16 protein-coding genes and 1 pseudogene are annotated in these 19,385 nt (G+C 65.0%); 11 read left to right on the top strand and 6 right to left on the bottom strand.

What is annotated here, in order from left to right:
* Positions 1 to 202 precede the first annotated feature (202 nt).
* Entirely contained in the window at positions 203 to 1,630 is a 1,428-nt protein-coding gene (locus HU772_RS00625) for a mechanosensitive ion channel family protein (RefSeq protein ID WP_186652647.1), read from the top strand.
* Between the two features lie 99 nt (positions 1,631 to 1,729).
* Here the strand turns inward: HU772_RS00625 and amaA are convergent, their stop codons facing one another.
* Complete coding sequence (gene amaA / locus HU772_RS00620) at positions 1,730 to 3,016, bottom strand: L-pipecolate oxidase (protein WP_186652649.1); 1,287 nt, start codon at positions 3,014 to 3,016, stop codon at positions 1,730 to 1,732.
* A 131-nt stretch (positions 3,017 to 3,147) separates the two neighbouring features.
* Complete coding sequence (amaB, locus tag HU772_RS00615; protein WP_186652651.1) at positions 3,148 to 4,638, bottom strand: L-piperidine-6-carboxylate dehydrogenase; 1,491 nt, start codon at positions 4,636 to 4,638, stop codon at positions 3,148 to 3,150.
* Positions 4,639 to 4,773: 135 nt separating this feature from the next.
* Here amaB and HU772_RS00610 point away from each other — a divergent pair, with 135 nt between their 5' ends.
* Positions 4,774 to 5,664 (top strand): LysR family transcriptional regulator, encoded by an 891-nt coding sequence (locus tag HU772_RS00610; protein WP_186652653.1) that lies wholly within the window; start codon positions 4,774 to 4,776, stop codon positions 5,662 to 5,664.
* 199 nt (positions 5,665 to 5,863) lie between these two features.
* The gene (gene hglS, locus HU772_RS00605) at positions 5,864 to 7,249 is read left to right on the top strand and encodes a 2-oxoadipate dioxygenase/decarboxylase HglS (RefSeq protein WP_186652655.1); all 1,386 of its coding nucleotides are present in this window, start codon (positions 5,864 to 5,866) and stop codon (positions 7,247 to 7,249) included.
* 138 nt (positions 7,250 to 7,387) lie between these two features.
* Here hglS and HU772_RS25150 read toward each other — a convergent pair whose 3' ends face one another.
* The 3 genes and pseudogenes from HU772_RS25150 to HU772_RS00595 all read right to left on the bottom strand — a co-directional run bounded on the left by HU772_RS25150 (position 7,388) and on the right by HU772_RS00595 (position 10,427).
* Positions 7,388 to 8,080, bottom strand: coding sequence for a methyl-accepting chemotaxis protein (locus HU772_RS25150; protein WP_437182461.1), 693 nt, complete (start codon positions 8,078 to 8,080; stop codon positions 7,388 to 7,390).
* 219 nt (positions 8,081 to 8,299) lie between these two features.
* Positions 8,300 to 9,292: pseudogene (locus HU772_RS25145) on the bottom strand (Cache 3/Cache 2 fusion domain-containing protein); the annotation flags it as partial.
* 205 nt (positions 9,293 to 9,497) lie between these two features.
* On the bottom strand, positions 9,498 to 10,427 hold the full coding sequence (locus HU772_RS00595; protein WP_186652659.1) for a LysR substrate-binding domain-containing protein: 930 nt from the start codon (positions 10,425 to 10,427) through the stop codon (positions 9,498 to 9,500).
* 156 nt (positions 10,428 to 10,583) lie between these two features.
* Between HU772_RS00595 and HU772_RS00590 the strand changes: the two genes are divergently transcribed.
* From HU772_RS00590 to HU772_RS00565, 6 genes are all read left to right on the top strand, one after another.
* The gene (locus tag HU772_RS00590) at positions 10,584 to 11,972 is read left to right on the top strand and encodes a NorM family multidrug efflux MATE transporter (RefSeq protein ID WP_186652661.1); all 1,389 of its coding nucleotides are present in this window, start codon (positions 10,584 to 10,586) and stop codon (positions 11,970 to 11,972) included.
* Positions 11,973 to 12,586: 614 nt separating this feature from the next.
* Complete coding sequence (locus HU772_RS00585; protein ID WP_186652663.1) at positions 12,587 to 12,799, top strand: DUF1127 domain-containing protein; 213 nt, start codon at positions 12,587 to 12,589, stop codon at positions 12,797 to 12,799.
* Positions 12,800 to 13,098: 299 nt separating this feature from the next.
* Entirely contained in the window at positions 13,099 to 13,416 is a 318-nt protein-coding gene (locus tag HU772_RS00580) for a DUF2388 domain-containing protein (protein ID WP_186652665.1), read from the top strand.
* An 89-nt stretch (positions 13,417 to 13,505) separates the two neighbouring features.
* A complete protein-coding gene (locus HU772_RS00575; protein ID WP_186652667.1) occupies positions 13,506 to 13,799 on the top strand; it encodes a DUF2388 domain-containing protein in 294 nt (97 codons plus the stop codon).
* A 35-nt stretch (positions 13,800 to 13,834) separates the two neighbouring features.
* Positions 13,835 to 14,155 carry a DUF2388 domain-containing protein gene (locus HU772_RS00570; RefSeq protein WP_186652669.1) on the top strand — a complete coding sequence of 107 codons (321 nt, stop codon included), beginning with the start codon at positions 13,835 to 13,837 and terminating at the stop codon, positions 14,153 to 14,155.
* The gene (locus HU772_RS00565; protein WP_186652671.1) at positions 14,152 to 16,110 is read left to right on the top strand and encodes a DUF7844 domain-containing protein; all 1,959 of its coding nucleotides are present in this window, start codon (positions 14,152 to 14,154) and stop codon (positions 16,108 to 16,110) included. Before HU772_RS00570 ends, HU772_RS00565 begins: the two co-directional genes overlap by 4 nt.
* Positions 16,111 to 16,349: 239 nt before the next feature.
* On the opposite strand, the gene HU772_RS00560 is transcribed toward HU772_RS00565, so the two are convergent.
* Positions 16,350 to 16,751, bottom strand: coding sequence for a GFA family protein (locus HU772_RS00560; protein ID WP_186652672.1), 402 nt, complete (start codon positions 16,749 to 16,751; stop codon positions 16,350 to 16,352).
* Positions 16,752 to 17,018: 267 nt separating this feature from the next.
* Between HU772_RS00560 and HU772_RS00555 the strand changes: the two genes are divergently transcribed.
* Entirely contained in the window at positions 17,019 to 18,326 is a 1,308-nt protein-coding gene (locus HU772_RS00555; protein WP_186652673.1) for a CitMHS family transporter, read from the top strand.
* Positions 18,327 to 18,398: 72 nt separating this feature from the next.
* Positions 18,399 to 19,169, top strand: coding sequence for a TerC family protein (locus HU772_RS00550; protein WP_186652674.1), 771 nt, complete (start codon positions 18,399 to 18,401; stop codon positions 19,167 to 19,169).
* Positions 19,170 to 19,385 lie beyond the last annotated feature (216 nt).

Genomic DNA, 19,385 nt, shown 5'->3' with positions numbered 1-19,385 from the left:
CATTTGAAGAACGATCCATCTATGTTGGGTTCTTCGCGGGCAAGCCCGCTCCCACAGGGACCGCGCAGGCCTTCAAGGTGATAAACAACCTGTGGGAGCGGGCTTGTCCGCGAAGAGGCCATCAGCACCATCCCCAGCCCATTGCCTGCCACCCCAACCTGCTCTATTACTACCCACAGCCCTCCCCCGCACCGAGACCATCATGCTGGCGTTCATCCAGTCATACCCGTTGTTGCTCGGCACCGTGCTGATCCTCCTCGACCTGCTGCTCTGGCAGTCGATCACGCTGCAACACCGGGCCTGGCGCATTGCCACGCGGCTGGTGATCTTCCTGTTGTTCAGCGCGGTGCTGCTGACAACGGGCATGAGCCCACTGCAACCCGCGCCCTGGGTCGACGATGTGCCGCGCAACTTGATGGCCACGGTGCTGGCGATTGGCTGGTGGCTGTTCGCCGCGCGCACGGTGACCGTGGTGTTCGGCCTGCTGCTAGTGGCACGGGGCAGCCATGGCGGGCGGTTGCTGCAGGATGTGATCGGCGCCTTGATCTTCCTCGCCGCAGTGGTGGCTGCGGCGGCCTACGTGATGCAGCTGCCGGTCAAGGGCTTGCTGGCCACCTCCGGGGTCATGGCGATCGTCATCGGCCTGGCGTTGCAAAGCACCCTGGCCGACGTGTTCTCTGGCATCGTGCTGAACACCACGCGGCCCTACCAGATCGGCGACGCGATCTCGATCGACGGCACCGAGGGCAAGGTGGTCGACATCGACTGGCGGGCGACCCGGCTGATCACCAGCAACAGCAGCCTGGCGGTGATCCCCAACTCGGTGGCGGCCAAGGCCAAGATCCTCAATTTCAGCCGTCCGGCCGAGGTGCACGGGGTGTCGATCAATGTTGTGGTGCCGGCCAAGGTACGGCCGCAGCGGGTGTTCGACGCGCTGGAAAAGACCCTGCAGGGCACCAGCCTGCTGCTGGACAAGCCAGCAGCCAAGGTCGCGGTGAAGGCCTCGACCCTGGAGTCGGTGGAATACGAGGCCAGTGGTTTCATCGCCGACATGTCACGCAAGACCGAAGTTCGCAATCAACTGTTCGACCTGGCCCACCGCCACCTGGAAGCCAGCGGCGTCACCTGGAACACCGACCTCGGCGCCCCAGTGCGCAGCCGCCAGCGCGAGCTGCTGGATGAAGTGCGGGTGTTCCGCTCATTGAGCAACGATGAACGAGACGCCCTGAGCCAGCGCATGACCACGGTGGAGTACCTGGCCGACCAGGTGATCCTCGGCATCGGCGAACGTTCCGAGCATGTGCTGCTGATCAGCCGCGGCGTGGTGCTGGCCTCGGTACGCGATGGCGAACGGCTGATCGAAGGTGGGCGCATGGGGCCTGGAGAGGTGCTGGGGCTGGAGGGTTTGCTGGACGATGAGGCTTCGCCCGTGGAGTTCCGTGCCCTGAGCGGCTGCATGCTGTATCGCATCGACAAGGAACAGGTGCGCGGTTGCCTGACCGAGAGTGGGGATGTGAAATCGGCGCTGACCAAGCTGCAGCGGTTCCGCCGACAGAAGCGCGAGTCACTGCTGCTGCAGAAGCCGGTGGCAGTGAAGAAAGGCGGGTTCCTCAGCTGGTTGCATAAATGACCTGACCCTCTGCGTCGCCTTGTTCGCGGGTAAACCCGCTCCCACAGGGGGCGTGCAATCCCTGTGGGAGCGGGTTTACCCGCGAACAAGGCGGCGCGATTACAGCACCACCCGCAGACACTGCCCCGCGTGATACAGCGAGAATCCCGACTCGTAGAACGCCGTGCGCAACGACGGCGCGCTCACCGGCCTCATCGGCGAGAACGGAATCGGCAGGCTGTCCGGGTCATCCTTGAGCAGGAACTCGGCGAACGCTCGGCCAATCACCGTGCCGGTGGTGTTGCCGCGGCCGTTGTAGCCGGTCACCGCCACCAACCCCGGCGCCGGTTCGAACAGGCGCATCAGGTGATCCGGGGTGAAGTCGATGCAGCCGGTCCAGTGCATCTCCCACTCGACCTTGCCCAGCTCCGGGTAATAGTGGCTCTGGATGCGGTCGGCCCAACTGCGCACGAACCACGCCGGCTTGTTGTCGACCCGCCCCAGGCTGCCCAGCAACAGGCGGCCCTGCTCGTCACGGCGAATGCTGCTGAGCACGGTACGGGTGTCCCACGAGCCCTGGCCATGCGGCAAGACCTTGTCGGCGGCGGCACCATGCAAGGGCTTGGAGGCCACCTGGTAGTAGTAACCCCGGAAGAAGTGCTTCTGCAGGTTGCTCCAGTCGCCCTCGGTGTAGGCGCCGGTGGAGATCACCACCTTGTCGGCGCGCACCGCGCCACGCGCGGTCTTCACCCGCCAGGCATCGCCATCGCGCTCGAGGCCTTCGACCGCGGACTGCTGGAACAGCGTGCCGCCCAGCCGGCTCACGGCGGCGGCGAGGCCTTGTGTATAGCCCATGGGGTTGATGGTGCCGGCGCGGCGGTCGAGCAGCGCGGCGGAAATCTTGTCGGTACCGCAGTATTCCTGGCACTGCGCCCCGGTGAGCAACTCGACGTCGGCGCCGCGACGCGTCCATTGCTGATGGCGGGCCTCCAGGTCGGCGATGCCGGTGGCATTGTGCGCCATGTGCAGAGTGCCCTTGTGCTGGGCCTGGCAGTCAATGCCCAGGCGCTCGATCATGGCGAATACCTCGTCCGGGGCCTCGCCGAGCACCTTGTTCAGGCGGCTGCCTTGCTTGTGGCCGAGGGTCGCCTCGACGTCGTCGGGGCGAATCCAGGTGCCGGCGTTGACCAGGCCAACGTTGCGCCCGGAACCACCGTGGCCGATCTTCCAGGCCTCGAGCAGGATCACCGACTTGCCCTGTTCCAGCAGGTGAATCGCCGCGGACAGGCCGGTGATGCCGCCGCCGATCACGCAAACATCGGCCTTGTGCTCGCCGGCCAAGGCCTGGACGGCGACGCTCGGCTGGGTGACGTGTTCCCACAGACATTCTTGACGCAGTTCGGACATGGCCCGGCTCCAGCAATATTATTCTTGTCACGACCCATTCGCGGGTAAACCCGCTCCCACAAGGATCACGCCGAACCCTGTGGGAGCGGGTTTACCCGCGAACCGGGGGCAGAGCCCCCGGCCTTGCAGCTTCAATCGAAGACGATACCCTGCGCCAGCGGCAACTCACGCGAATAGTTCACGGTATTGGTCTGCCGGCGCATATAGCCCTTCCACGCATCCGAGCCGGACTCACGGCCACCACCGGTCTCTTTCTCGCCGCCAAACGCCCCGCCAATCTCCGCACCGCTGGTGCCGATGTTGACGTTGGCGATGCCGCAATCACTGCCCGAGGCGCTCTGGAAGCGCTCGGCCTCGCGGATATCGGTGGTGAAGATGCACGACGACAACCCTTGCGGCACCTCGTTGTTCAGGCGCAGGGCCTCTTCGAAGTCGTCATAGGCCAGCACGTAGAGGATCGGCGCGAAGGTCTCGTGGCGCACCACCTCGCTCTGCGCCGGCATCTCGGCAATGGCCGGCGACACGTAATAGGCATTCGGGTGCTGCTCGGCCAGCTGGCGCTCGCCACCGAAGACCTGGCCACCTTCATCGCGAGCCTTGGCCAGCGCGCCTTGCATGGCGTCGAACGACTGCTTGTCGATCAGCGGGCCAACCAGGTTGTCCTTGCGTGGATCACCGATACGCACTTTGGCGTAGGCAGCCTTCACCCGGGCAACCACTTCGTCCTTGATCGAGCGGTGCACGATCAGCCGGCGCAGGGTGGTGCACCGTTGACCGGCGGTGCCGACGGCGGAGAACAGGATGCCGCGCACGGCCAGGTCAAGATCGGCGCTCGGCGCCAGGATCATGGCATTGTTGCCGCCCAATTCGAGGATAGTGCGACCAAAGCGCGCCGCCACGCGTGGGCCGACTTCGCGGCCCATGCGGGTGCTGCCGGTGGCGCTGACCAACGGCACGCGCGGGTCGTCGACCAGGGCCTCGCCGGCTTCACGGCCGCCAATCACCAGCTGGCTGAGGCCAGCCGGGGCGTCGCCGAAGGCTTTCAGGGCCTTTTCGAACAGTGCCTGGCACGCCAGGGCGGTCAGCGGGGTCTTTTCGGACGGTTTCCACACCACGGCGTTACCGGCCACCAGCGCCAGCGCGGCGTTCCACGCCCACACGGCCACAGGGAAGTTGAAGGCACTGATGACACCGACCACGCCCAGCGGATGCCAGGTCTCGCGCATGTGGTGGCCCGGGCGCTCGGAGGCGATGGTCAGGCCGTACAGCTGACGCGACAGGCCAACGGCGAAGTCGCAGATGTCGATCATTTCCTGCACCTCGCCCAGGCCTTCCTGGGTGATCTTGCCGGCCTCGATGGAAACCAGCTCGCCGAGGTCGGCCTTGTGCGCGCGCAGCACCTCGCCGAACAGGCGCACCAGCTCGCCACGGCGTGGCGCCGGCACACTGCGCCAGGCTTCGAAGGCCTGCTGGGCCTGGTCGATACGGGCAACGGTGTCGGCCTTGCCGAGCAGCTTCACGGCGGCGATCTGGCTGCCGTCGATCGGGGTATGAACAGGGTAGTCACCCTGGGTGTAAGCCGCGGCGGCAACGCCAAGGCGCTCGAGCAATCCAGCAACCATTGTGCTTCTCCTTTGATCGGATGAAGGGTTGGAAAATGACGTGGGTCAGTATTAATCCGATTACACAGGTGCAACAAACGACCTTTATTCCGCATATCATTCCGGCAGGTAATGATTTCAGCCGCCGAGACCGCTATGTCCAAACGCCTGGTTCCATCCATGACCGCCTTGCAATGCTTCGAGGCCGCCGCCCGCCACCTGAGCTTCACCCGCGCCGCCGAAGAACTGCACCTGACCCAGAGCGCGGTGAGCAAGCAGGTGGCGCAGCTCGAGGAGATGCTGCGCCACCACCTGTTCCTACGCATCCGCCGGCGCTTGCAACTGACCCCCGCCGGTTCGCTGTACCTGGCCGAAGTGAACAAGATCCTCACCCAGGTCGACATGTCCAGCCGCTACGTACTCACCTACGGCACGCAGACCGAAGTATTGAAAGTAGCCACTCAGCCGAGTTTCGGCGTGCGCTGGTTGATCCCGCACCTCAAGGGCTTCGGCAAGCGCCACCCGAACATCCACCTGGACATCCGCAACGAGATGGAGCCGTTCGCCCTGCTGCAGGGCTCGGCCGATGTGGTGTTCTTCTATGGCCAGGGCACCTGGCCGGGAGCGACCTGCGTGGAGTTGTTCGGCGAGGAAGTGGTGCCGGTGTGCGCGCCGGAGCTGCTGCAAGGCCGGACCTTGCCCGACGCCAGCGCCGTGGCGGAGTTGGTGCTGCTGCAAAGCACCTCGCGCCCGCAGGCCTGGCACGAGTGGTTCCTGGAGCAAGGGCTGCACACCGACAACAGCTACCATGGGCCGCGCTTCGATACCTTCTACATGGCCCTGAGCGCGGCGCAGGCCGGTTGCGGGGTGGCGCTGGTGCCGCGTTACCTGGTGGCCCGGGAGCTGGCCGAGGGCAGCCTGGTGCTGGCCTGGGACCATGCGATGCGCAGCAACGGCGCGCATTACCTGGCGTATGCCGAGCATGCGGCGGAAGTGCCGAAGGTGCGGGCGTTGGTGGAGTGGATTCGCGAGCAGCTTACGGCTTGAGGGCCTCTTCGCGGGTAAACCCAAAGGGCTCACACAAGCCTCAAGGGCAGTAGAGTATCTGTGGGAGCGGGTTTACCCGCGAAATGGTCCTGAAGGTCGATCAAAAAAGGAATGAAACCCGCACTTTTTTTCGCTTGAACGGCAAGTCCATTCCCAGCTTTCATGTAAGCGTCCTCCACTCACTCCCAGGAAGCTTGCGATGCCCGCCCACGATTTCGTCAGCCCCGACCACATCCGCGCGCAGTTCTCTGCCGCCATGTCGCTCATGTACAAGCAGGAAGTGCCGCTGTACGGCACCCTGCTCGAGCTGGTGAGCGAGATCAACCAGCAGGTCATGGCCGAGCAGCCCAAGGTGGCCGAAGCCCTGCGCTGGACCGGCGAGATCGAGCGTCTCGACCAGGAGCGCCATGGCGCCATCCGCGTCGGCACTGCAGCGGAGCTTGCGACCATCGCCCGCCTGTTCGCGGTCATGGGCATGCACCCGGTCGGCTACTACGACCTGAGCTCGGCCGGCGTGCCGGTGCATTCCACGGCGTTCCGCGCCGTGCACGAACAGTCCCTGCATATCAGCCCGTTCCGTGTGTTCACCTCGCTGCTGCGCCTGGAGTTGATCGACAACCCGCAACTGCGCACGCTGGCCCAGGACATTCTCGCCCAGCGGCAGATCTTTACCCCGCGGGTACTGGCATTGATTGCCCAGTGCGAACGTGATGGCGGCCTGAACCAGGCCGATGCCGACAGCTTCGTGCAAGAGGCGCTGCACACCTTCCGCTGGCACCAGGACGCCACCGTGACCGCCGCGCAGTACCAGCAACTGCACGACCAGCACCGGCTGATCGCCGACGTGGTGGCGTTCAAGGGCCCGCATATCAACCACCTGACCCCACGCACCCTGGACATCGACGCGATCCAGTTGGGCATGCCGGCCAAAGGCATCCCGCCCAAGGCCGTGGTCGAAGGCCCGCCCACCCGCCGGCAACCGATCCTGCTACGCCAGACCAGCTTCAAGGCGCTGCAGGAAAAGGTCGCCTTCAGCGATGCGCAAGGTAGCCACACCGCGCGTTTTGGCGAAATCGAACAACGTGGCGCAGCGCTGACGCCCAAGGGCCGCCACCTGTACGACCGCCTGCTGGATGCCACCCGCGCAGCCCTGGGCGGGGTGCCGGCAGAGGCCAATGCCGAGCGCTACATGACGCTGCTCGCCGAGCAGTTCGCCGAATTCCCGGACGACCTGGCACAGATGCGCGAACAGGGGCTGGCGTACTTCCGTTACTTCGCCACCGAGAAAGGCCTCGCGGCGCGGGGGCAACAGGATCGCCCGACCACCTTGCAGGGGCTGATCGAGGCCGGGCATGTGCATTACGAGGCGCTGGTGTACGAAGACTTCCTGCCGGTGAGCGCGGCGGGGATCTTCCAGTCCAACCTGGGGGACGAGGGCCAGGCCGAGTATGGCAGCAACGCCAACCGCGAAGCCTTCGAGCAGGCGCTGGGGTTACAGGTGCAGGACGAGCTGGCGTTGTATGCGCAGAGCGAGCAGCGCTCGTTGCAGGCGTGTGCGCAGGCGTTGGACCTCGGGAACCTGTAGGGCTTGAGATTCCGAGGTAGCCTTGCTGCCTTTCGCGGGTAAACCCGCTCCCACAGGTTATGCATTGCCTTCAAGGCCTGCATGACTCCTGTGGGAGCGGGTTTACCCGCGAAAAGGCCGGTCCTGACAACCGCCGCGTTACTTGACCCGGAACCGATCCACTTCCTGACGCAACTGCCCCGCCAGCCCTTCCAGCTCGCGCGCGGTCATGGCCAGTTCGTTGGCCACGTCACGCTGTTCACTGTTGGCCTGGGCGATGCTCTGCAGGTTGCGGCTGAGCACCGTCGCCGTGCTGCTCTGCTCCTGGGTCGCGGTGCTGATCACGGCGAACTGCTCGCCCGCCGCCCTGCTCTGCTCGTCGATCCGCGCCAGCGCCTCGGCCACCTTGTCGTTGCGTGCCAAGCCTTCCTGCATCAGCTGGTTGCCCTGCTCCAGGGTGTCGATGGCATGCCCGGTCTGCTGCTGGATGCTGGCGATCATCCCGGAAATTTCATCGGTGGCCTGGCGGGTGCGCGCGGCCAGGCCGCGCACCTCGTCGGCGACCACCGCGAAACCGCGCCCCTGCTCGCCGGCCCGCGCCGCCTCGATGGCGGCGTTGAGCGCCAGCAGGTTGGTCTGTTCGGCAATCGCGGTGATCGTGCCGACAATCCCGCCGATTTCCTGGGAGCGCGCACCGAGGGTGTCCATCACCGTGGCGGTCCCGCCCAGCGCGTCGGCGATCTGCTTGAGCGACGCCGACGCCTCGTCCATGGCAGTACGCCCGATTCGGGTCTGCTGGGCATTGTCGCGGGCCATGCGCTCGGTGCCGGCCATGTTGTCGGCGATGTTCATCGAGGTGGCGCTGAACTCTTCCACCGCGCCGGCCATGCTGGTGATCTCGCCGGACTGCTGGTCCATGCCCTCGCAGGCGCCGGACGACAGGCCCGACAGCGAGCGGGCGCGGCCACTGACCTGGTCGGAGGCGCTGCGGATATGCTCGACCATGGTCGCCAGGGCCTCGCCCATCTGGTTGAAGCTGCGCGCCAGCTGGCCGATCTCGTCATGGCTGGTGACACTCAGGCGGGCATTCAGGTCGCCCGCGCCCAGCGCCTCGGCCTGGCGTACCAGGTCGCCCAGTGGACGCAGCTTGCGGCGCAGCAGCCAGAGGGTGGCGGCCACGGCCAGCAGCATCGCCAGCAGGCTGCCGATGGCCAGGCGCAGGCCGACGCTCCAGGTCACTTGGCGAATTTCCGCCTTGGGCATGCTCGCCACCACGGTCCACGGGCCTTCGGCGAACGGCGCGCTGACGCTGAACAGATCCTGGTCGGCATTGGCCGGGGGTACCAGCCATTGGCCCTGGTCGTCACGGATGGCCAGGGAGCCGGTCTGGCCAATGCGGAAGCGCTTGAGGTTGGCGAACTGGGCATTCTGTGCGTCGGTGTAGTCGAAACCGACGAACAGCACGGCGATCACCTGGCCGCTGCCGTCGCGCACAGGCACGTAGCGGGTCATGTAGTTGCGCTCGAACAGCACGGCCCGGCCAACATACATCTGCCCGGCCAGCAGCTTGGCATAGGCAGGGTGCTGGCGGTCCAGCTGGGTACCGATGGCGCGGTTGCCATCCTGCTTCTTCAGGTTGGTGCTGATGCGCACGAAGTCGTCGCCGCTGCGCACGAACAGGGTCGCGATGCCAGCCGTCATCTGCTGGAATTCATCGACCACCTGGAAGTCGTTGTTCAACAGCCGCTCACCCAGGTACAACGCTGGCGTGGCCTGGCCCGCGACCTGCACGCTCTCGCCTGGGTGCAGCGCCAGGCCCGAGGCGAAGCGGCGCTCGAACAGGCCGCTCAGGCGCTGGGTGTTGTCCTTGAGCGAGCCGTGGAAGGTATCGAGCTGGTCGGCCAGCAACCGCGCCTCGCTGGCCAGGTGCTCCTGGCGAGTGGCGAGGTTGGCGTCGTCCAGCGAGCGCAGGGCGAACAAGGTACTGCCGGTGATCACCAGCGCCAGCACGATGGCGAGGGCGAGGCCGAGCTGCGAGGCGATGCGGGCACGCGGTTGAGACATGGGAGAGCTCCTGGCAAGAGGCCGGGATCATCCTGATCACGCTGACCGCCCGCTTCCAATCGACGGGTTATCGCGCCCTCTTCCGGGACGCTGGTGCAATTTGATCGGCGTCGCGGAGAAATACTTGAGTGTCGGACCAGGATATTCGCAAACCTTTGCCTGGTGCTTGGCTGGTAGGCCTTGGTCACCGGCAAGGTCGAACGACTCAGTGTTGAGCCGGCAGAACCTCCACCGCCGGCAAGTCCATCGCCGCCGCCTCCTCCTGCAAGAACACACTCAAGCGGCGCAAGCGCTCGCCACCCGGCCGGGTCCGCGGCCACACCAGATAGTAGTCCAGGCCACTGGCCACCGCCGTTGGCCATGGCAGGCTCAGGCGCCGCCCTGCGACATCCTCGGCCACCATCAACAGGTCGCCCATGGAGATCCCGTAACCCCGGGCCGCCGCGATCATGCCAAGCTCCAAGGTGTCGAACACCTGCCCGCCCTTGAGCGAGACCTTGTCGGTCAGGCCCATGCGCGCCAACCAGGCCCGCCAGTCGCGCTTGTCGGGCGTGGGGTGCAGCAGTTCGATCCCGCACAGGCGCCGCTCATCCCACGGCGCATCGTCCAGCAGGTCCGGCGCCCCGACCGGGATCAGCAACTCGGAAAACAACCGGCGCACCTCCCAGTCCGCCGGGAAGGCGCCGTCGCTGAGCAGCACCGCGCAATCGAACGGCTCCTGGTTGAAATCAACGTGATCGACGTCCATCCAGGCGCTGGTCAACTGCACTTCGTTGCCCGGCTGCAGGTGGCGGAAACGGCTCAAACGCGCCAGCAGCCAGCGCATGGTCAAGGTCGAGGGCGCTTTCATGCGCAGGATGTCGTCCTCGCCGCGCAAGGTGTCACAGGCGCGCTCCAGCGCGGCAAAGCCGTCACGTACCCCGGGGAGCAGCATTCGGGCCGCTTCGGTCAGTTGCAGGCTACGCCCGTTGCGCACGAACAGGCGGCAGGCGAAATGCTCCTCCAGCGTGCGGATATGCCGGCTGACGGCGCTCTGGGTGATCGACAGTTCTTCCCCGGCACGGGTGAAGGAGCTCAGCCGGGCGGCGGCTTCGAATGCGCGCAGCGCATAGAGCGGGGGAAGCTGGCGGGACATGATGTACCTGTCATACGGGGCCAAAACACAGGGTCGTGATCATATATCCATGAGTCAGACTCATGCGAGCAATCGCTTTTATCCTTTTGTGCAAAGCTGACCGAGGCTTCAGAATTGATCGCTCGCACTTTCGCACCATCCAGAAGGACCGCCCCCATGCATGTCGCGCCCACCACAGAACTCAAGGCCTTGCTGCGCCTGGCCGGGCCGCTGATCGCCTCGCAGCTGGCGCACATGCTGATGGTACTCACCGACACGCTGATGATGGCCCGCATCAGCCCACAGGCCCTGGCCGGCGGTGGCCTGGGTGCGGCCAGTTACTCGTTCGTGTCGATCTTCTGCCTGGGGGTGATCGCCGCTGTCGGTACCCTGGTGGCCATCCGCAAGGGCGCCGATGATACCGAAGGCGTCACCCGTCTGGCGCAGAGCGGCCTGTGGCTGGCCTGGGGCCTGGCGCTGGTGGCGGCGCTGGTGATGTGGAACCTCAAGCCGGTGCTGCTGCTGTTCGGACAGCAACCCGAGAACGTCGATTCGGCCATGCAGCTGTTGACCCTGCTGCCGTTGGCCCTGCCCGGCTACATGACGTTCATGGCCTTGCGCGGCTTCACCAGCGCCCTTGGCCACTCGACGCCGGTGATGGTCATCAGCCTGGTCGGCACAGTGTTCAACTACCTGTTCAACCACGCACTGATCGAGGGCATGTTCGGCTTGCCCAAGCTGGGGCTGATGGGTATCGGCCTGGTCACTGCGGTGGTGACCCTGGGCATGGCCATTGCCCTGGCGCTGTACATCCGCTGGCACAAGGCCTATGCCGACTATCCGTTGCGCAAGGGGCTGTCGCGCCCTTCCCTGCCGGCCCTGCGCGAATTGTGGCGGCTGGGCTTGCCAATCGGTGGCACCTACATGGTCGAGGTGGGTTTGTTCGCCTTCGCCGCCTTGTGCATGGGCGTGTTGGGCAGCACCGAGCTCGCCGCGCACCAGATCGCCCTGCAGATCGTCTCCACCGCATTCATGGTCCCAACAGGGCTTTCCTACGCCGTGACCATGCGCGTCGGCCTCTATTATGGTGCTGGCAACTTGCTCGCGGCACGCAGCGCCGGGCGCGTGGGCATTGGTTTCGGCGCCTCGCTGATGTTCGCCTTCGCCGCCTTGTTCTGGTTGCTGCCGGACAGCCTGGTGGCACTGTTCATCGATCGCAATGACCCGGCCTTCGCGGCGATCTTCATGCTGGCAGTACAGTTGCTGATGGTTGCGGCGTGGTTTGAGTTGTTCGATGGCGTGCAGACCATCGCCATGGGCTCGATCCGTGGCCTGAAGGATGCCAAGACCACGTTCCTGATTGGCTTGGTGTGCTATTGGCTGGTTGGTGCGCCGAGCGCATGGCTGTTCGCGTTCACCTTCGGGGGCGGGGCGCCAGGCATCTGGTGGGGGCTGGCGCTGGGCCTGGCCTGCGCGGCGGTGGCGCTGACGTTTGGCTTTGAATGGCGGATGAAGCGGTTGATGAGCAAGGCTGGGCGGGCGCGGGGGGTGGCGGTTTCGGTTTGAGGGGGTTGGGGATCGCGTAATGGCGGACAGGTGCCTGGCGATGGTCTTGCAGGGCCCTTGAGATCGAGCGCCGCCCGCGCGGCGCATCGCGACGCAAGGCCGCTCCTACATTTGTTGCAACGTGCCGAACCTGTCAGGCCATGGTTGCCCGCCTTGGTGCATGTCTTGAGACAGGTGGAGCGGCAGTGGTGCCCACGCTGAGACCGCGCCGTACCCACAAGGCGGACCCGGTAATGGCACAGGATAGATTGGCCCGAAACAGATGTAGGAGCGGCCTTGCGTCGCGATGCGCCGCGCGGGCGGCGCTCGATCGCATAGGCGCTGCAACTGTATCGTCGAACACCTTGAAGCATAAACCATATAAAACTGTACTACTGTACCGCCTCAAACATCACTTCCTGCGTTCCATTTCCCTACCAACACCACAAAATCGCACCAAACTAGTGCGCGCCAGTACAGTTCCCTCAATAACTGGTGCAACAGTCCCTTCCAACAGTTAACTGAGCCATCGCAATACTACTGAACTGTACCTATTGTTCTGGACGAGAGAGGAGGAAGATGGGCACCAGTTAAATCACTATCTAATCCCGCCACAAGCGGAAGGATGACACATCATGGAACGTACCCTCAGTTCCGACCTGGTTTTCGAAAACGCCCAAGTTTCCAACGCTTCCCTGCCGCTGCGTGTCCTGTCCACCCTGGTACTGTGGCAGCGCCGCATGGCCAGCCGCCGCCAGCTGGCGCGCCTGGACTCCCGCCTGCTGGCCGACGCCGGTATCAGCGAGTCGCAGCGCTACGAAGAGCTCAGCAAGCCGTTCTGGCGCTAAGCCCCGGCTGCCGGCCTTGCCCGGCGCCGCGAATTCCCAAGAACCCGTCACAGGCAACTGTGACGGGTTTTTTGTTTGTATGGCGCGAACTAGAGCGCTCTCGACATTAACAGGTACAGTTTTAATAAATCCAAAAACAACAAGTACAGTTACGCTTTGTGATGTTTAGCCAAGCCAGGCGATAGAACCTGCGCGTGTTACGCTTGTCCTACGCGCCTGGCAGAAAAAGTACCGAGACGAGCCAAGCGAGCGTCCGATAACCAGAACCACCTTCGACCCTGTGCAGGAGTCCACCGACCATGTCCCGTTATCACCTGTTTGGCGCCGCCTTGCTGCTGTCCCTCGCTGGCGCGGCCAATGCCACCAGCTTCGTCGTGACCACCGACGCCGTGGTGGGCGCAGTCGCCGCCTCCACCGACGCCACCTCCGACATCTCTTCGTCGTTCCGTGACGACAAGATCGTCCAGGCCGCCCGTGACGACGCCGCCAGCTTCGTTGGCAGCGAAGGCGCGATCCGTGGCGCCAAGCTGGAGAGCGCGTTCGTGCATATCCGCCAGCAACTGCCAGCGCTGCAGGCCAGCGACGCGCAACTGGCGCGCGCCATCCTCGCCCTCTGATTCGCCTACCCACACCCGGATTCACTGGCCCCGGCCGGTGCATCCGGGGTAGCCTTTGCCGCCCGAGACAACCGCGTTCAAATCAGCTCATGCGTTACCTGTTGCCGTCACTGTTCGCCCTCGCCTGCGTGGGCAGCGCCCATGCCATGGATGCCACCACCCAAAGCCTGGTCATCAGCGGCTACGTCACCAGCCAAGTGACCGCCGCGCCGTTCGACCGCAAGCGTATCGTCGCCGCCCGTGACGACGCCGCGGCGTTCGTCGCCAGTGACGGCCTGATCCGCGGCGCGCGCCTGCAAGCGGCGTTCGACACCCTGCGCCAGGATTGCGCCCGACACTCTGTCGGCGACCGTGAACTGGCCGAAGCGATTCTCGTCCAATAACTACACCCGCTCCCTTGCATTCCCGGAGATGCTCCATGCGTAAACCGCTGATCGCCGCCACCCTCGGCATGCTGCTGCTCGCCGACCTGGCCCAGGCGCACACCCTGGTGGCCACCAGCAACATCATCGTCCGTGCCTTTGGCCGTTCGATCGATTTCACCTCGGACACCACCACCTCGATCCGCGACTCGAAAGTGGTGCGCGAAGCCCACGACGACGCCGCCAGCTTCGTCGCCAGCAACGGCGATATCCGTGGCGCCCAACTGGAAGCCGCGTTCGACACCCTGCGCGCCCGCGTGCCCGAGGCCCGTGACGCCAGCGATCACGTCTTGGCCGAAGCCATTCTCGCCCTGTGAAGCGCGTGCGTGCCTGGCTGCTGGGCTGCGCCCTGACGCTGCTTGGCACGCCCGCCCTGGCCGACCTGCAACTGGTGCTGCAGCGCGATGGCCTCGACCCGGCCCAGCAGCACGCCAGCCAGGCACTGCTCGACGAGGCCATGGCCAAGCTGCCACCGCGCTTCAAGCAGCAACTCGACCGGCAGATCCTGGTCAGCTGGACGGCACGCATGCCCGAGGACGCCTACGGCCAGGCGTCCCTCGTGGCCACCCTAGAACTCAACCGCCGCCTGCTGCCAGGCCTGGTCGACGGTAGCGCCGCCCAGCAACAGACCAACCGCCCGCATGGCACGGTCCGCCAGGAACTGCTGGCCACCGTGTTGCATGAACTGACCCATATCTACGATCGCGCGCGCCTGTGGCCCAGCGCCGAACGCCAGTTGATCAACCGCTGCAAGCGCCAGCAGGGCGCCTTGGGCAAGGTCGGCCTGCCGCAAGACTGCCGGGGCCAGGCCGAACGCCGCTTCACCCTCAGCGACGACCCGCGCCTGCTCGACCTGGCCGGCTGGCCGCAATACGTCGGCCGCCGAGGCGAGCGCGAGCAGCACAATGGCCAACGGGTGCGCAGCCCGGACAGCTACGAGTTGAGCAGCCCGAAAGAGTTCGTCGCGGTCAACATGGAGTACTTCCTGCTCGACCCGAGCTACGGTTGCCGGCGTCCGGCGCTGAACCAGTACCTGCGTGACCACTTCGACTGGGCCCCCGAGCAGACGCCCTGCGCCAAGGGCCTGCCGTTCCTCAATGCCGGCAACGATTTCGCCCGCCAACCGCTGGGCGAAATCGACCCGGAGCGGGTGTACGAGGTCGACTACCTGCTGGCCGAGGCCAACCAGAACTGGGTCAGCCGCTGGGGCCACAGCATGCTGCGCCTGGTGATCTGCGCCCCAGGCCGCCCGCGCGGCCCGGCCTGCCGACTGGACCTGGACCAGAGCCTGGTGCTGTCGTACCGCGCCTTCGTCAACGACGTGCAGTTATCCAGCTGGGACGGCCTGGTGGGTGCCTACCCGTCGCGGCTGTTCGTGCTGCCGCTGGGGCAGGTGATCGACGAATACACCAAGACCGAGCTGCGCAGCCTGGCCTCGGTGCCACTCAAGCTCAGCCGCAACGAAATCGAAAACCTGGTGCGCCAAGCGGCCGAAATGCACTGGAGCTATGACGGCAACTATTACTTCCTGTCCAACAACTGCGCGGTTGAGTCGCTCAAGCTGCTGCGCAGTGGCACGGGCAACCCTGGCCTGAATGACCTTGACAACATCATGCCCAACGGCCTGCTGGAGGTTCTGAAGGGCAGGGGGCTGGCCGATACCAGCGTGCTTGACGATCCGCGCGAGGCGCTGCGCCTGGGCTATCGTTTCGACTCCTACCGCGAGCGCTACCAGGCCATGTTCGATGTGCTGCGCAAGCAGTTGCCCGTCAAGCAGGCCGCCGTGGAAGACTGGCTGGCCCTGGACGCCGAGCAACGCCGGCCGTGGTTCGAGCGCGCCGACTTGCGCACCAGCGCCGCCTTGCTGCTGCTCGAGCAGGCCGGCCTGCGCCGCCAGCTGCTGCTGGCCCAGGATGAGGTCAAGCAGCGCTACCTCAATGGTCGCGCGCTCAAGGATGGCAGTTTCGACAAAGCCAACGAAACCCTGCAGGCGATGTTGGCCAATAGCGGCTTCCTCAGCCGCCCGGCGGAATTGCTCGGGGCAGGGGGCTACGGCTTGCCGCAGCCAGAAGAACGCAAGCGACTGGAACAGGAGAGCAGCGAGCGCCAGGCCCAACTGTTGCGCCTGAGCACCGACCTGGACCAGCAGGTGAGGGCGCTGCTGGGGCCTGAGCGGGGCAGGGAGATCAAAGCGGTGGAGGCCAATATCAAGCAGATCGGCGAGCGCCTGCGGGCACTGCACAAGGCGGCCGGGGGCCTGCAGCTGCCCTGATCTTGATGAGTTATACCTCGATCCCTGGAGCGGCCTTGTGCCGCGAAAGGGCTGCACAGCAGCCCCAGCGATCTTTGCAACAACGCTGAAGTCCCGGGGCTGCTGCGCAGCCCTTTCGCGACACAAGGCCGCTCCTACAGGTTTTTCATCATCTCCAAGCCCGCGAACACCGGCACAGCCGGTGCCATACGCCGCGTCGCTCGCTTAGCGGGTCTACCCGCTCCCACAGCACCTGCGGATCACAGGCTTTCTTCGTCTTCTTCTGGTAACCCTTGATCCACCTGCAACCACGGCAAACGGCTCGTCACCCAGATATGCCGATTGGCCGGGACCCGTTCTGGGTGGTCCAGCGTCGCCACCGTCACATCGATCGTTTCAGGACTCTGGGCGGTCACCAGCGCCACGTGCGCCCCGCAGTTGCCACAAAAGTACCGGCTGCAGGTTTCCGGCGCCATGTAACGCTGGGGCGAGCCCGCCAACCACTGGAAACCCGCCAGGGGCAGGGTGACCCAGGTCACCAGGGTGGCACCGCTGACCCGCCGACAGATCGAACAATGGCAATGGGCGACATCCGCCAATTGGCCCTCCAGCCGATAGCGCAGGGCACCGCAATGGCACCCACCTTCAACGACCTCCGACATCGATATGACCTCCCGTCGCCTGGCACCAGCCGAAAGCTGGCTGAAAGCTTGCCCACCTAGGATAGCGCCACTACCGGCAAAGACCGGTCAGCCAGGGCACCCGGAATCTTCCGTGCCCGGCCCATCAACAACAACAATGGTGATTCCCGATGTTTTCCTGTGCCCGCCTCCTCGCCGTACCTCCGCGCCTACTCCCCGCACAGCGCCTGACGCGCTGATCCGCCCGAAGCGTCCTTCCTTTCGCCGCGTCCCGCCTGGAGTACCGCCATGCTGACCTTCCTCGGCTTCGCCATGGTCATCACTTTCATGTACCTGATCATGACCAAGCGCCTGTCGGCCTTGATCGCCCTGATCCTGGTGCCGATCCTGTTCGCCCTGTTCGGCGGTTTCTACAGCGACATCGGCCCGATGATGCTGCAAGGCATCAGCAAGCTCGCGCCCACCGGCGTGATGCTGATGTTCGCCATTCTCTACTTCGCCCTGATGATCGACTCCGGCCTGTTCGACCCGGCCGTGCGCAAGATCCTCAAGCTGGTCAAGGGCGACCCGCTGAAAGTCTCGGTCGGCACCGCGGTGCTGGCCCTGGTGGTGTCCCTCGACGGTGACGGCGCCACCACCTACATGATCTGCTGCGCCGCCATGCTGCCGCTGTACAGCCGCCTGGGCATGAGCCCGCGGATCATGGCCGGCCTGATCATCCTCGCTGGCGGGGTGATGAACATGACCCCCTGGGGCGGCCCCACCGCCCGCGCCGCCAGCGCCCTGCACGTCGACCCGGCGGACATCTTCGTGCCGATGATCCCGGCCATGGCTTTTGGCGTGGCGGCGATCCTGGCCATCGCCTACTGGTACGGTAAACGTGAGCGCGCCCGCCTGGGCGAGCTGCACCTGCCCACCGACGACATCGACCACAGCGAGATCAGCGTGTCGCAGTTCCCGGAAGCCCGCCGGCCCAAGCTGATCTGGTTCAACGGCGCGCTGACCGCCGCGCTGATGGTGGCGCTGATCGCCGGCGCGCTGCCGCTGCCGGTGCTGTTCATGATCGCCTTCAGCATCGCCATGATCGTCAACTACCCCTGCCTGCAGCAGCAAAAGGACCGCATCGCTGCCCACGCCTCCAGCGTGCTGGCGGTCAGCGGGCTGATCTTCGCCGCCGGTATCTTCACCGGCATCCTCTCGGGCACCGGCATGGTCGACGCCATGTCCAAGAGCCTGCTGGCGGTGATTCCGGAGGCGTTCGGCCCGTACATGGCGGTGATCACCGCCATCGTCAGCATGCCGTTCACCTTCTTCATGTCCAACGACGCCTTCTACTACGGCGTGCTGCCAGTGCTGTCGGAGTTCGCCAGCCACTACGGCGTCACCCCGGTGGAAATGGCCCGGGCGTCGATCGTCGGACAGCCGGTACACCTGCTCAGCCCGCTGGTACCCTCCACCTACCTGTTGGTGGCCCTGGCCGGCATCGAGTTCGGCGATCACCAGCGCTTCACCCTCAAGTGGGCAGTGCTGGTGTGCCTGTGCATAATGGCCGGCGCGCTGGCCCTGGGGACGTTCCCGCTGTTCAGCAGTCTGTAATACAAGCGCATCATCCAACCGCGAATCGCCCGAAACCCGGGCGTTTCGCCTTTACCGCTCGAAGGAATACACATGGAATGGCTGACCAGCCCGGAAATCTGGGTTGCCTTTTTCACCCTCACCGCGCTTGAGATCGTGCTCGGGATCGACAACATCATCATGATCTCGATCCTGGTCAGCCGCATGCCCAAGCACATGCAGCCGCGCACGCGGATCTTCGGCCTGGCCCTGGCCATGGTCACGCGGATCATGCTGCTGCTGTCGATCACCTGGGTCATGCGCCTGACCGACGATCTGTTCCATGTGCTCGGCCAGGGCATCTCTGGCCGCGACCTGATCCTGTTCTTTGGCGGCCTGTTCCTGCTGTGGAAAAGCTCCCAGGAGATCTACCACGGCCTGGAAGGCGAGGACGAGAGCGCCGAGGAGCCAAAAGGGGCGGGCGGCAAGTTCTTCTACACCATCATCCAGATCGCCATCATCGACATCGTGTTCTCCCTGGACTCGGTGATCACTGCCGTGGGCATGGTCTCCCACGTGCCGGTGATGATCGCCGCGATCGTCGTCGCGGTGCTGGTGATGATGCTCTGCGCCGGCACCATCAGCGACTTCATCGACAAGCACCCTTCGTTGAAGATGCTTGCACTTTCGTTCCTGATCGTCGTCGGTACCGTGCTGATCGCCGAATCTTTCGATGTTCACGTGCCGAAGGGCTACGTGTACTTCGCCATGGCCTTCTCGCTGGCGGTAGAGGCGATCAACATCCGCATGCGCACCGCGCTGGCACGCAAGAAGGGCAAGGAGCACGACCCGGTGAAACTGCGCAAGGACATTCCAGGTCAGTAAGATCAGGCGCGCGGTACAAGAGGGCCCTTCGCAGGGCCCTTTTTGCATCCACGTCCCCTGTAGGAGCGGCCTTGTGTCGCGATAGGGGCGCGCAGCGGCCCCAGGTTCTTGGCATCATGCAAGATTGTCGGGACTGCTCTGCGGTCCTTTCCGACCGGTCCGACGCCTCGGCAAGGCCTACAGGCCACCCGTGTTTCAAATATGTTTCACCCATGC

This window comes from Pseudomonas xantholysinigenes (assembly GCF_014268885.2).
Lineage (GTDB): Bacteria > Pseudomonadota > Gammaproteobacteria > Pseudomonadales > Pseudomonadaceae > Aquipseudomonas > Aquipseudomonas xantholysinigenes.
This window is presented reverse-complemented; position numbering and strand designations above follow the sequence as displayed.

Excerpts from the sequence above, each read along its gene's own strand:
- HU772_RS00625 (WP_186652647.1), top strand. The coding sequence starts at position 203 with ATGCTGGCGTTCATCCAGTCATACCCGTTGTTGCTCGGCACCGTGCTG.
- amaA (WP_186652649.1), bottom strand. The coding sequence starts at position 3,016 with ATGTCCGAACTGCGTCAAGAATGTCTGTGGGAACACGTCACCCAGCCG.
- amaB (WP_186652651.1), bottom strand. The coding sequence starts at position 4,638 with ATGGTTGCTGGATTGCTCGAGCGCCTTGGCGTTGCCGCCGCGGCTTAC.
- HU772_RS00610 (WP_186652653.1), top strand. The coding sequence starts at position 4,774 with ATGTCCAAACGCCTGGTTCCATCCATGACCGCCTTGCAATGCTTCGAG.
- hglS (WP_186652655.1), top strand. The coding sequence starts at position 5,864 with ATGCCCGCCCACGATTTCGTCAGCCCCGACCACATCCGCGCGCAGTTC.
- HU772_RS25150 (WP_437182461.1), bottom strand. The coding sequence starts at position 8,080 with ATGAACATCGCCGACAACATGGCCGGCACCGAGCGCATGGCCCGCGAC.
- HU772_RS00595 (WP_186652659.1), bottom strand. The coding sequence starts at position 10,427 with ATGTCCCGCCAGCTTCCCCCGCTCTATGCGCTGCGCGCATTCGAAGCC.
- HU772_RS00590 (WP_186652661.1), top strand. The coding sequence starts at position 10,584 with ATGCATGTCGCGCCCACCACAGAACTCAAGGCCTTGCTGCGCCTGGCC.
- HU772_RS00585 (WP_186652663.1), top strand. The coding sequence starts at position 12,587 with ATGGAACGTACCCTCAGTTCCGACCTGGTTTTCGAAAACGCCCAAGTT.
- HU772_RS00580 (WP_186652665.1), top strand. The coding sequence starts at position 13,099 with ATGTCCCGTTATCACCTGTTTGGCGCCGCCTTGCTGCTGTCCCTCGCT.
- HU772_RS00575 (WP_186652667.1), top strand. The coding sequence starts at position 13,506 with ATGCGTTACCTGTTGCCGTCACTGTTCGCCCTCGCCTGCGTGGGCAGC.
- HU772_RS00570 (WP_186652669.1), top strand. The coding sequence starts at position 13,835 with ATGCGTAAACCGCTGATCGCCGCCACCCTCGGCATGCTGCTGCTCGCC.
- HU772_RS00560 (WP_186652672.1), bottom strand. The coding sequence starts at position 16,751 with ATGTCGGAGGTCGTTGAAGGTGGGTGCCATTGCGGTGCCCTGCGCTAT.
- HU772_RS00555 (WP_186652673.1), top strand. The coding sequence starts at position 17,019 with ATGCTGACCTTCCTCGGCTTCGCCATGGTCATCACTTTCATGTACCTG.
- HU772_RS00550 (WP_186652674.1), top strand. The coding sequence starts at position 18,399 with ATGGAATGGCTGACCAGCCCGGAAATCTGGGTTGCCTTTTTCACCCTC.